General features: G+C 68.2%; 14 protein-coding genes and 1 tRNA gene. All 15 read right to left on the bottom strand.

Going from position 1 to position 11,904, the window contains the following annotated elements; all coding sequences use genetic code 11:
• Positions 1–82: 82 nt before the first annotated feature.
• Positions 83–826 carry a Fe-S cluster assembly ATPase SufC gene (sufC, locus tag SM191_RS16860; protein WP_341507194.1) on the bottom strand — a complete coding sequence of 248 codons (744 nt, stop codon included), beginning with the start codon at positions 824–826 and terminating at the stop codon, positions 83–85.
• Between the two features lie 2 nt (positions 827–828).
• Complete coding sequence (locus SM191_RS16855; protein WP_341507193.1) at positions 829–1,239, bottom strand: endonuclease domain-containing protein; 411 nt, start codon at positions 1,237–1,239, stop codon at positions 829–831.
• A gap of 71 nt (positions 1,240–1,310) precedes the next feature.
• Complete coding sequence (sufB, locus tag SM191_RS16850; RefSeq protein WP_007404490.1) at positions 1,311–2,774, bottom strand: Fe-S cluster assembly protein SufB; 1,464 nt, start codon at positions 2,772–2,774, stop codon at positions 1,311–1,313.
• A complete protein-coding gene (locus SM191_RS16845; RefSeq protein ID WP_306998879.1) occupies positions 2,774–3,229 on the bottom strand; it encodes an SUF system Fe-S cluster assembly regulator in 456 nt (151 codons plus the stop codon). The genes sufB and SM191_RS16845 overlap by 1 nt, the downstream gene beginning before the upstream one ends.
• Before the next feature lie 240 nt (positions 3,230–3,469).
• Complete coding sequence (locus SM191_RS16840; protein WP_306998877.1) at positions 3,470–4,516, bottom strand: Glu/Leu/Phe/Val dehydrogenase family protein; 1,047 nt, start codon at positions 4,514–4,516, stop codon at positions 3,470–3,472.
• Positions 4,517–4,648: 132 nt separating this feature from the next.
• Positions 4,649–4,725: transfer RNA gene (locus tag SM191_RS16835), tRNA-His, on the bottom strand.
• Between the two features lie 48 nt (positions 4,726–4,773).
• Positions 4,774–5,484 (bottom strand): type II secretion system protein N, encoded by a 711-nt coding sequence (locus tag SM191_RS16830; RefSeq protein ID WP_341507192.1) that lies wholly within the window; start codon positions 5,482–5,484, stop codon positions 4,774–4,776.
• A gap of 11 nt (positions 5,485–5,495) precedes the next feature.
• Positions 5,496–5,969: a type II secretion system protein GspM gene (gspM, locus tag SM191_RS16825; protein ID WP_341507191.1), complete on the bottom strand. Its 474-nt coding sequence runs from the start codon at positions 5,967–5,969 to the stop codon at positions 5,496–5,498.
• On the bottom strand, positions 5,966–7,048 hold the full coding sequence (gspL, locus tag SM191_RS16820) for a type II secretion system protein GspL (protein WP_341507190.1): 1,083 nt from the start codon (positions 7,046–7,048) through the stop codon (positions 5,966–5,968). The genes gspM and gspL overlap by 4 nt, the downstream gene beginning before the upstream one ends.
• On the bottom strand, positions 7,048–8,037 hold the full coding sequence (gspK, locus tag SM191_RS16815) for a type II secretion system minor pseudopilin GspK (protein ID WP_341507189.1): 990 nt from the start codon (positions 8,035–8,037) through the stop codon (positions 7,048–7,050). The genes gspL and gspK overlap by 1 nt, the downstream gene beginning before the upstream one ends.
• Positions 8,030–8,791 (bottom strand): type II secretion system minor pseudopilin GspJ, encoded by a 762-nt coding sequence (gene gspJ, locus SM191_RS16810; RefSeq protein WP_341507188.1) that lies wholly within the window; start codon positions 8,789–8,791, stop codon positions 8,030–8,032. The genes gspK and gspJ overlap by 8 nt, the downstream gene beginning before the upstream one ends.
• 2 nt (positions 8,792–8,793) lie before the next feature.
• Positions 8,794–9,246, bottom strand: a complete 453-nt coding sequence (gene gspI / locus SM191_RS16805; RefSeq protein WP_445949878.1) for a type II secretion system minor pseudopilin GspI — start codon at positions 9,244–9,246, stop codon at positions 8,794–8,796.
• 61 nt (positions 9,247–9,307) lie between these two features.
• The gene (locus SM191_RS16800) at positions 9,308–9,826 is read right to left on the bottom strand and encodes a GspH/FimT family pseudopilin (protein WP_341507187.1); all 519 of its coding nucleotides are present in this window, start codon (positions 9,824–9,826) and stop codon (positions 9,308–9,310) included.
• 98 nt (positions 9,827–9,924) lie between these two features.
• Positions 9,925–10,380 (bottom strand): type II secretion system major pseudopilin GspG, encoded by a 456-nt coding sequence (gene gspG, locus SM191_RS16795; protein WP_341507186.1) that lies wholly within the window; start codon positions 10,378–10,380, stop codon positions 9,925–9,927.
• A gap of 12 nt (positions 10,381–10,392) precedes the next feature.
• Positions 10,393–11,616 (bottom strand): type II secretion system inner membrane protein GspF, encoded by a 1,224-nt coding sequence (gene gspF / locus SM191_RS16790; protein ID WP_341507185.1) that lies wholly within the window; start codon positions 11,614–11,616, stop codon positions 10,393–10,395.
• Positions 11,617–11,904 lie beyond the last annotated feature (288 nt).

Here is an 11,904-nt window from a genome sequence, read left to right as displayed (position 1 = left end):
GCCCCTCCGGCCCCTCCACCCCTCGCTTCGCGAGCGGCCCCCCTCCCCGCGCTTTGCGCAGGGAGGAATGGTGCGGTCACGCTCATGCCTCCACCCCGGCATAGCCTTCACGTTCCAGTTCAAGCGCGAGTTCGGGACCGCCCGAACGCACGATGCGGCCATCGGCCAGCACATGGACCCGGTCGGGCTGCACATAGTCGAGCAGCCGCTGATAATGGGTGATCAGCAGCACCGCCTTGTCGGGCGCGCGCATGATCCGGTTGATGCCGTCGCCAACGATGCGCAGCGCGTCGATGTCGAGGCCGGAGTCCGTCTCGTCCAGGATCGCGAACTTGGGGTTCAGGATGCCCATCTGAACCATCTCGTTGCGCTTCTTCTCGCCACCCGAGAAGCCGACATTGACCGGACGCTTGAGCATGTCCTGGTTCAGCCCCAGCCCATCGGCCTGCGCGCGCGCCAGCTTCAGGAACTCACCGCCCGACAGCGGCTTTTCGTCGCGCTGCCCGCGCTGCGCATTCAGGCTCTCGCGCAGGAACTGGACGTTGGACACGCCGGGAATCTCGACCGGGTACTGGAAGCCCAGGAACAGCCCGGCGGCGGCGCGCTCGTTCGGCTCCAGCTCGAGCAGATCGACGCCGTCGAACGTCACCGAACCTTCGGTGACTTCGTACCCCGGACGCCCGCCCAGCACATAGCCGAGCGTCGACTTGCCTGCACCATTGGGCCCCATGATCGCATGGACTTCGCCCGCATTCACCTCAAGCGACAGGCCCTTGAGGATTGGCTTGCCGTCAATCTCGGCGTGGAGGTTTTCAATTTTCAGCATAGTCATAGCCCTTCTGGCCCCTCCCCTTCAGGGGAGGGGTTGGGGTGGGGCGTCCGCCGCACGGGCATCGCTTGCAGCGTGCCGAGCAGGTGCGCCAATACACCCTCGATATTGTGCATCACATCGGCATTGCTGATGTGAACGACCCTAAAACCCAGTTCCGCCAGCGCTGCGTCACGTCGGTTGTCCCGCTGTGCATCGGCATGTGTCTCGCCATCGACTTCCACGATCAGGCCCGTGGCTGGGCAGGAGAAGTCGACGATAAAGCCGCCCATTACGCTCTGCCGTCGGAACTTGAAACCGCCCAATTGCGACCGCGACAGATGCGCCCAGAGCCGCTTTTCCGGCTCGGTCGGCTCGCGACGCATGGTGCGAGCGTGGCCCGACAAACGATCGAGGTCCGTCGCGGACACGCCCCACCCCCGGCCCCTCCCCTGAAGGGGAGGGGTGTTGAGGCGTCGAGCATCGTCGCGCGGCGTCAGCATCACCCGACCGAACCCTCCAGCGAAATCCCCAGCAGTTTCTGCGCCTCGACCGCGAACTCCATCGGGAGTTGCTGCAATACCTCGCGCGCAAAGCCGTTGACGATCAGCGCGACCGCCGCTTCCTGATCCAGCCCCCGGCTCATCGCGTAGAAGAGCTGGTCCTCGCTGATCTTGCTGGTCGTCGCCTCATGCTCGATCTGCGCGCTGGGGTTCTTAACCTCAATGTACGGCACGGTGTGTGCACCACACTGGTCGCCCAGCAGCAGGCTGTCGCACTGGGTGAAGTTGCGGACATTCTCGGCGGTCGCCGCCACGCGGACGAGCCCGCGATAGGTGTTGTCCGAACGCCCCGCCGAAATCCCCTTCGACACGATGGTCGAGCGGGTATTCTTGCCCAGATGGATCATCTTGGTGCCGGTATCGGCCTGCTGGCGATTGTTCGTCACCGCGACCGAGTAGAACTCGCCGACCGAGCCGTCGCCCGCCAGCACGCAGCTAGGGTATTTCCACGTCACCGCCGAACCGGTTTCGACCTGCGTCCACGACACCTTGCTGTTCTTACCCTGGCACAGCGCGCGTTTGGTGACGAAGTTGTAGATGCCGCCGACGCCATTCTCGTCGCCCGGATACCAGTTCTGGACGGTCGAGTATTTGATCTCGGCATCGTCCAGCGCGACCAGTTCGACCACCGCCGCGTGAAGCTGGTTCTCGTCGCGCATCGGCGCGGTGCAACCTTCGAGATAGGAGACGTACGCCCCCTTGTCCGCGACGATCAGCGTGCGTTCGAACTGGCCGGTATTCTCCGCATTGATGCGGAAATAGGTCGACAGCTCCATCGGGCAGCGAACACCCTCGGGGATATAGACGAAGGTGCCGTCCGAGAAGACCGCCGAGTTGAGCGTCGCGAAATAATTGTCGCGCTGCGGCACGACCTTGCCCAGCCACTTGCGGACCAGATCGGGATATTCCTTGATCGCCTCCGAGATCGAACGGAAGATCACGCCCGCCGCTTCCAGCTCCTTGCGGAAGGTGGTCGCGACCGAGACGCTGTCGAACACCGCGTCCACCGCGACCTTGCGCGCGCCTTCGACGCCCGCCAGCACTTCCTGCTCGGCGATCGGGATGCCCAGCTTCTCATAGGTCCGCCGGATTTCGGGATCGAGCTCGTCCAGCGACGCAATCGTCTTCTTCTGCTTGGGCTCCGCGTAATAATACGCGTCCTGATAGTCGATCGGCGGGATGTTCAGCTTGGCCCAGTCGGGCGTCTCCAGCGTCTGCCACAGGCGAAACGCCTTCAGCCGCCAGTCGAGCATCCATTCCGGCTCGCCCTTCTTGGCCGAGATATAGCGGACCGTATCCTCGCTCAACCCCTTGGGCGCGAAGTCCTGCTCGATCTCGGTGGCGAAGCCCCACTCGTACTTCTTGTTGGCGGCGGCGAGCGCCTCTGCATTCTTCGTGGCCATCAGGCGAATACCCCCGGACGCAAACCGGCGTCCATCACTTGCGATTCAACAGGATCGGCGGCGAGCGTCGCGAGCGTCACCCCGGAAAAAGCGGCGCGTACCGCCTGATTGACGACATGCCAATGCGGACGAACGCGGCATTGCATTTCAAGGCCGCATTCATGCGCGGCCCCCTCGACACAGGCGGTCAGCGCGATCGGGCCGTCCACCGCCTCGACAATGTCGGCCAGGCTGATCGTGTCCGCCTCGCGCGCCAGACGGATTCCACCGCCGGTGCCGCGCGTGCTCTCGATCAGGCCCGCGCTCGCCAGACGGCTGACCAGCTTCTGCGCGGTGGGCAAGGGCACGCCCGTCTGCCCGGCCAGCAAGGTCGCATTGCTCCGCCCGCCCGCACCTTCGCGCGCGGCGGCGGTCATCATGACGACCGCATAATCGGCCAGGCTGGAAAGGCGCATATTCTCCCAATCGGATGAATTTGATCCGATTGGCAAATGGGCGTGAGGGGCCGGTTCGTCAACCGGGTTTCGATGCGGGAATTTCGATGGGTGTGAGTGGCAGTGCCGCTCATCTTCTTTCTTAAGCCCCTCCCGCAGGCGGGAGGGGTTTGGGGAGGGCAAGGCCACAGGCGATGGTCTCGGTGAGACTCCCGGCCCTCCCCCATCCCCTCCCGTTTACGGGAGGGGCGTGAGACTCAGTCAGCGCCCGATCAGGTCTTGCGCGATTTCGTCCGCGACGTCCGAGGCCGGATGGCCCGTCTCCTCCGAACGCTGCCACACCTGCTCCAGACGCTCGGGGATCTTGGCGATGCGCGCCATGACCTCGGCCTCGTCGCCCTGGCCCAGATATTCCAGGCCGACATTGATGATGCCGCCCGCGTTGATGACGTAGTCGGGCGCATAGAGGATGCCCGCCTCCGCCACGCGCGCACCGTCTTCACGGGTGGCAAGCTGGTTGTTCGCGCCGCCCGCGACGACCTTGGCCTTCAGCCGCTGGATCGAATCGGCGTTCAGCACCGCGCCCAGCGCATTGGGGCTGACTAGGTCGACATCCGCGAACAGGATCTCATCCGCGGAGGCGACGCTCGCGCCCAGTTCCGCCGCCATCTGTTCGGCTCGCGCCTGATTGACGTCGGCGATGGTCAGCACCGCGCCGTCCTTGGCCAGCAGCTTGGCAAGCCCGCCGCCGACCGAGCCGACGCCCTGGATCGCGACGCGCACGCCCTTCATGTCGGTCGCGCCCAGCCCACGCTTCGCCGCCGCCTTGACGCCCAGATAGACGCCGTGCGCGGTGTACGGGCCGGGATCGCCGCCCGCCGCGCCGCTCGCCACCGGCAGGCCGGAGACATAGCGGGTCTGGGTCGCGATGATCTTCATTCGCTCCTCGGACATGCCCACGTCCTCGGCGGTGACATAGCGGCCGCCCAGCGATTCGACCGCACGACCAAAGGCTTCCAACTGCGCCGTGGTGATCGTGTCACCCTGCTTGGCCGCGAGCACCACGCCCTTGCCGCCGCCCAGCGCCAGACCCGCCATCGCGTTCTTGTAGCTCATGCCGCGCGACAGGCGCAGCGCGTCGGTGATGGCGAGCGCGGGAGTGCCGTAATTCCAGAAGCGCGCGCCCCCCGCCGCCGGGCCGAGATGCGTCGAGTGCACGGCGATCACCGCCTGCAATCCCGATGCGGGATCGGTGAACAGGTGCACGCCTTCATGCGCGTCGAAATCGGGAAAGCCCCAGTTGGTCATGCTCGTCCTTCGGTCCGACAAATGCGGAACCGGACCGAGTCTTCCGACCCGGCCACCCGATCGGTGAGGATTCTGGGAGGACACGGCTCTGAAGGGGGCCGGTGCCGTGGCCAGCAAATGGCCGGAAAAGAATGGGGCGACCGACGGGACTTGAACCCGCAACTTCCGGCATCACAAGCCGGCGCTCTAACCAATTGAACTACGGTCGCCGCGAAGGCTTGCGCCCCTAAACGGGTTGCAGCCCCTTCGTCAAGCGGTCAAAAGCGCCCTTCCGCCGAAAGTCGGTATCCGCCACCCGACCCCGCCACGAAGCCCAGTTGCTCCAGCTTCGCCGCCGCCGCCGGATCGCCGGGCGTCAGGACCAGGTCGGCGGTGTAGCGACCATCGGGCCGGATGCGCAGATTGACCGACTCGGTGCCCCCCTGCCCCGTCATCGGCAGCAGCAGCGCCCCCGCCTCGCACCGCGCATTGCCCATCATCGTCGGCGGCAGCGGCAGGCCGCCCGCATCGCCCGTCACGCTCGCACGGACGCGCCCGCCCGCTTCCTCGCACACGCCGTCGCGGAAGCGGACCGTCACATCCTCCAGCGCCAGGGTGGTGACCGGCAGGGGGGCGAACAGCGCGGCGGCGGGCAGGCTGGCGGTGACGCCGTCGATCCCCATCGCATGGCGACCGATCGTCGCCGCGCCCGCGATCGGGCGGCCATCCGCGCCAGCCCCCTCGAACGCCAGCCTGGCCCGGCCGACCAGCAGGGCCAGCGGCGACAGCGACACACGCAGATCACCCAGCGCCACCGCGCCGAACCGCGCCTCGATCATGCTGCCGCCCCAGATCGTGCCACCGACCCGCCGCGCGCTCAGCCCTTCGTCCGCAAGGCCCGTCAGCCCCAGAACCAGACGCATCGGCAGAAAGACGATGAGCGCCACGACCAGCATGGCTGCGAACAGCACCGAGGGCCGCGTGGTCATCCGCAACCGCATCACGACACCCGCGTCCGCAGGATCAGCGCCACGCCCACCGTCCGGTCGCCATTGTCGGTCAGCGTCGCCTGCTCGACCAGCACCCCGCCCCGTTCCAGCCGGGCGAGCCAGGGGGTCAGCGCCCCCGCCCGCGCCGAGGCGATCTGCGCACGCACCCGGCCGGGGCCGTCCTCGGTCAGCGCGGACAGGGTAAAGCCCGCCTGCTCCGCCGACAGTCGCACCGTATCGGCCAGCGTCCCCGCCAGCGCGGGCGGACGCCGCCGCCGGGTACGCAGTTCGTCGGCGATGGCCTGCGCCTCGCCCAGCCTGATCACCGCATCGGCATGGCGTTCCCGCGCGCTCGACAGGCCGTCACCCATGGGCCGCAGGATGCCGCCCCAGACGATCGTCACGATCAGCAGCGCGCCCATGACCAGCAGCAGCCGCTTCTCCCGCGTCGAGCGCCCGTCGAACCAGAGTTTCAGCGCCTTCATCGTGCGCGCACCATGAATTCTCCGGTGATCCGGCCATTCGCCGCGACGAAGGTGCTGGGCTGGACGGTGAAGCCCTGGGTTTCGATCGCCCGCTTCAGATCGGTGGCGAGCGCCTCGCGATCCACCGCCACGCCCAGGCGGATGTCGCCGTTCGGCTGGAAATCCATCGCGGTCAGTTCGGAGCCCGGCACGCTGCGCACCGCCGAAAACACCGCCGCCGCCGTCCGGCTGAATCCCTGACCCGGCCCGCGTATCGCCGCCAGTCGCTCGGTCAATTGCCGGTCCGCGTCAATCAGGGTCTCGCCACGCGGCAGGGCGGTGCGCGCGACCTGCTCGATCTTCGCCTCCGTCACGTCGGCGGCTAAGCTGTATCTGGTCCAGCGCACCAGATCGATCGCCAGCGTCACCGCGACGATCGCCACACCCAGCCAGCCGAGCCGCCGCACCAGCCGCCAGTCGATCGCGAAGCCGCGCCGCCGCGCGAACAGCCCCTGCCGCAGATCGAGCGCCGGAGCCCCCACCGCCGCGCCGAGTGCGGTTTCGATGCCGTCGGCATCCAGATCGGCGAGCGGTTCCTCGCCGGTCACGATCTCGGTCAGGCCGGGTTCGTCGGCAAAACCCGAACTGCGCCCGCGCACCACGCCCTGCCCGGCCAGATCGCCGCGCACATAGCCTGCGTCCGGGCGCGGCAGCAGCAGCGGGGCGGGGACGACCGCGACCGGATCGATCCCCTTGCCCGCCAACAGGCTGAGCCATCCCGCCATCGCGCCGCGATTGACGATCCCGATCGCGCGTGCGCCCGCTTCCTCCGCACCGACCGCGACATGGAGTTCGTCCATCGGCGCGGCACTCACCTCGGCGGCGAGCAGGCGCGCGGCGGCGGCGGCCTGCGCGGTCGAGCGGGCGGGGATTTCGGCCCAGTGCAGCGACACCGCATCGGCGGGCGCGACCGCGATGACGTCGCCATCGCCTTGCGGCAACCCCTCGCCCGCCGCCGCGACGCGCGCATCCTCGATCCGCATCCAGCGATAATCGCCGCCCTCGCCCGGCGGCAGGAACAGGAGGTTGGTCGCACTCATCACTCTTCCCCCCAAATCCGCGCCACCAGTCGCGGCGGCTGACGCGACGCATCGACCAGCGCACGCTCGTCCACCCGCACGCTGCCCAAGGTCGCCGCGATGCGCAGGTTGAACCAGCGACTGGTCGTCGCCACGCCCCCCGCCCCGCTCGCCCCCGGAATCTGCGCCCAAAAGGCACCGGCGTCGGCATAGCCTTGTGGCGGGCGGCGCAAAAGGGCCTGGGCGATGGCCGAGGGCGAAATCGTATCGACCTGCGCCATCGCGACCAGGGGCGCCTGTTCGGGGGCCAGGGTGTTGATGTTGATACTGGTCGGCTTCGCTTCGGGCAGCGTGCAGATCCAGGGGCGCAGGGTCGCATAGATGTCCGGCGTGACGCCGTTCACCATCCGCATCTCGCTGACATCCGCCATCATCGTGCCGCCGGTCCGATAGGGCGGATCGCGGGCGAGATAGAGCGCGTCCTCCGCACCGCCGCCTTGCGGATTGGGATCGCTGTCGATCCAGTCGGCGGTGCCCGTCGCCACCTGCTCCGCCACCTGACCCGGAATGCCGATCAGCCGCATCAGCTTGGCGAAATGAGCGATTTCCAAGCCGTTCGCGGCATAGACGCCGGGCTGGCCGAGTATCGGCTGGGCCAAGCCGTTGAGGTTGAAGCAATTGCCGCCATCGGTGACGCGCGCCACCGCCGTCCCGCCCCCCGCCATATCGCCCAGCGGCAGTGCAAAGGGCCGATCGCTCCACCCGCCGAGCAGCGAGACCTTGCCCTGCGACCGCTCCAGCAGGTCGCCGATACGGATGATCGCCAGTGCCTCCGCCGCATAGGCGAAACCGCGTGCCTGCTCGATCGCCACCGCATTGCCGCCCAGCCGGGTCGACAGGCGCAGCTTTTCCAGCGCCGTCGCCGCCAGCACCGCGATCACCGCGACGAGGATCAGCACGGTGAGCAGCGCGGCGCCCCGCTCGCCGGGACGGGACCGGGGCCTAGCCACCGGGGGCCGGCGTGGGCGTAGGGGTCGGCGTCGGACCGATTTGCGGCACGGCGACATAGCCGGTGCCGACCAGAAACAACTGGCGGAAGATCATGCCGTCATCGCGCACGATCGTGACTTCGGCCGCCTGGGGCAGCGCGACGCCCGGCTCCCCCTGCCACTGGTCGAGCCACGCGCCGTTGAAGCGATAGCGCAGGTGCAGTTCGCGGACATGGTCCATCAGCGCGGCGGGCTCCATCGGGGCCGCCCCGTCGAGCAGCGGCCATGCCACCCGCTCCAGCACATCGCCGTTGAGCCGATAGGCGAGCTTCTGCAACGACGGCCGCTGTGCCCCGTCGAGATTGCTCCAGCCCGCCCGGACGAAGCGCATCGCGTCGGCTCCTGCGACCATGGCGGGGGTCTGCACGCCGCCTTCGTCACGGGTCGGACGGTCGACCGCCTGCGCCAGATCGGCGGAGAGGATCGCGGTCGTCCGGCTGACCGCCGCCATCGCGTCCAGCTTCTGCCCCGTCACCGCCTGCGCCCGGACGCTCAGCGACAGGATCGCCACGGCGGCGGCGGCCAGCATCGAAAAGATGAGCAGCGCCACCATGACCTCGACCAGGGTGAAGCCGTTCTGCCCTGTTCCCCGGTGGAGGCCGGGGCCCAGTTGCGGCGAACCCGGAAAATCGGGGCCAACGCCGCCCCGCGCCTTTAGCCGGGCAGCAACTGGACCCCGGCCGTCGCCGGGGAACGGAAAGGTAGGCGCGCGCAATCTCACGACGCCGACACCCCGACCGGCGGCGCGGGCATGGGCGGGCGGACCATCGTCATCCGGCCCGCGATGCTGCCCCCCGCATTCGCCACGGCCACGTCGATCCGCACGACGCGCACGTCACCCGTGCCGCTGACGATCCGGGTCCATTTCCAGCTTCGCCCGCCATTTATCTCGGTGCCGGACATACGCCCCAGCGCGGGAGCCTGCGGATCGGTGACGGCGGCGATGGCGACATTGCGCGCGACCATCTGCGCCACCACGGTTTCGTCCAGGATCGCCGCTCCCCGGATCGTCGCGCTCTCCAGTCGGACCAAGGCCATCGCCGCCAGGCTGAACACCGCCAGCGCCACCATGATCTCGATCAGGGTGAAGCCATCCTCCCCGGCACGGGGAGGGGGACCATCCGAAGGATGGTGGAGGGGGATCCCCGCAAGGGTCGCCCTATGAGGCACGCCCCCTCCGTCACGGCTCCGCCGTGCCACCTCCCCTTGCAGGGGAGGAATTCTGGTGCCCTCAACCATCGACCCGCACCGTACCGTCCGCGCCGATCCGCACGATGCTGCTGGCGCGCTGGCGGGTCAGGCGGAGTTCGACCGGGCGGTCGGCGAGCCCGGTCACGTCGAAAGTGATCCGCACCCGCCCGCTGGCATCGGGGATCATCGCCTGGGTGCCGTCCTCCCATTGGGCGACGCGCAAGGGTTTCGCGGTCATCGGACTCCACGCCCCGTCCGCCCGCCGGTCGAATCCATAGCCACCGCGCGTCACCCAGATGCTGACCGGCGACGCCTCCACCACCGCCACGTCATGCGCGGCGCGGACGCGGGCGGCGAAGCGCAGCGCTTCGTCGGCCACGCGGCCCCGCCGGTCGGGCAGCGACCAGACCGCGATGGCGGAGGCCAGGCCGATCACGGTGATGACGACCATCAGCTCGACCAGGGTGAAGCCGCTCGCCCTGCGCGGGAATGGAGGAACATGGCCTTCGACTTCGCTCAGGCTGAACGGAGGGAAGGTGTGGGTCGCGCCTCCCCTCACATCCGTTCGCGCTGAGCGAAGTCGAAGCGCACGGGGTGAACGCGCCCCACACGAGCCCCGCCCGCCGCCGTTCCCGGCCTCCAGGCGGGGCCGCGCGCTCACTTATCCCAGTTGCCGATATCGGCGTTGATCCCCTCGCCGCCTTCCTTGCCGTCGCCGCCATAGGTCCAGACATCCGCCTCGCCATGCTGGCCGGGCGAGGCATAAAGATAGGGACGGCCCCAGGGATCGTCGGGCAGCTTCTTGAGATAGCCGCCCTTCTGGTAACGCGACGGATCGGCGAGCCCTGCGGGCATCGACACCAGCGCCTGAAGCCCCTGCGACGTCGTCGGGAAGGTCAGGTTCTGGAGCTTGAACATCTCCAGCCCGCCCTCGATCTGCGCAATATCGGCCTTGGCCTTCTGCACCCGCGCGGTGTCGCCCGAGGGCAGGACGTTCAGCGCGACGATCGTCGCCAGCAATCCGATGATGACGATGACGACCATCAGTTCGACCAGCGTGAAGCCGTTTGCCGGGCGCTTCCGGCGGATCGGACGGCGATTTTGGGTACGCATCAACATGTCCTCTTATTGACCGGCCAGCGTATTGAGCTGGAGGATCGGCAGCAGGATGGATAGCACGATCGTCGCGACCACGCCGCCCATCACGACGATGATCGCAGGCTCCAGCAGCGAGAGCGCGGTGGCGGTGAAGCGGTCGAACTCGCGCTCCAGATAGTCGGCGGCGCGCTCCAGCATCTCGTCGAGCCGCCCCGCCGCCTCGCCGCTGGCCGCCAGATAGGTGAGCAAAGGCGGGAACACCTCCGCCCGCCGCATCGCCGCCGACAGGCTGCCGCCGCCCCGGATCGCATCGACGATCGCGTCGGAGGCGACCCGCAACCGTCGGTTGTGGATCGTGCCCGCCGTCAGCGTCAGCCCTTCGAGCAGCGGCAACCGGCTAGCCACCATCGTCCCCAGCGTCCGCGCCATCCGCGCGGCATGCAGGTCGCGCAACAATCGCCCGAGCAAGGGCAGCTTGAGCAGCCACGTGTCGAAGGACAGCCGGATCGACGGCACCTTCAACGCGCGCCAGAAGCCGACTCCTGCGACGACCGCCACACCCGCCATCAGCCACCACCAGCCGACCAGCAGATCCGATACCCCGATCACCATCCGCGTCAGGAAGGGGAGTTCCTGCCCGACCGTATCGAACTGCTCGACCACCTGCGGCACGACGAACATCATCAATGCGGTGACGACGCCCAGCGCGACGACCGCCAGGATCGTCGGATAGGCGAGCGCGGTGATCAGCTTGCCGCGTATCTCCGCCTGCCGCTCCAGAAGTGCGGCAAGGCGTTCGAGGATGGTCGGCAATGTCCCCGAACTCTCCCCCGCCGCGACCATCGCGCGGTAGAGCGGGGGAAAGCTCTTCGGTTCGCGCGCCATGGCGTCGGCCAGGCGACGGCCCTCGGTCACGCCCTGATGCACCGTCGCGACGATGGCGCGCACCCGCTCCTGCTCGGTCTGGCGGGTGATGGTGCGCAGACTCTCCTCCAGCGGCGAGACGCGGTTGAGCGTGGCGAGTTGGCGGGTGAACAGGGTCAGCTGCTTGACCGACATGCGCGCGCGGCCGAGTTTCAGCCCGAAGAGCGGGCGGCGCTCCGCGGTGTCGCCGCTGCCCGGCTTGACCGAGACGACATAAAGCCGCTGCTTCTCCAGCGCCGCACGGGCGGCGTCGCTGGTCTCGGCGGGGATGAAGCCGCGCTTCTCCATGCCCTTGGTGTCGATGGCGACATAGTCGAACCCGGCCATGTCAGTGCCCCCCCTTCCCACAATAGGGCCCCACCCCGGCGAAGGCCGGGGTCCAGTTGCGGTGGCGGTGCAGAAGCGGAGTGCGGGATTGAAATTTTACCTCACGCGAAGACGCGAAGACGCGAAGCAGAAAAGAATGATGTTCGCGCGGAGGCGCGGAGGACGCAGAGAGGGCGTGCCTGCCGCGCCAGCGGCGCTCATGCATCGGCTGATGGGAAAAGCTGTTCGCTGCCGCGGGCCAGACACCTCCGCGTTCTCCGCGCCTCCGCGCGAAAAAAACATCTTCTC

Origin of the sequence: Sphingomonas sp. 2378 (assembly GCF_038084995.1) — a bacterium.
In the GTDB taxonomy this organism is placed as follows: domain Bacteria; phylum Pseudomonadota; class Alphaproteobacteria; order Sphingomonadales; family Sphingomonadaceae; genus Sphingomonas.
Note: the sequence above shows the minus strand (reverse complement) of the source record. Positions and strands in the feature narration are given on the sequence as shown.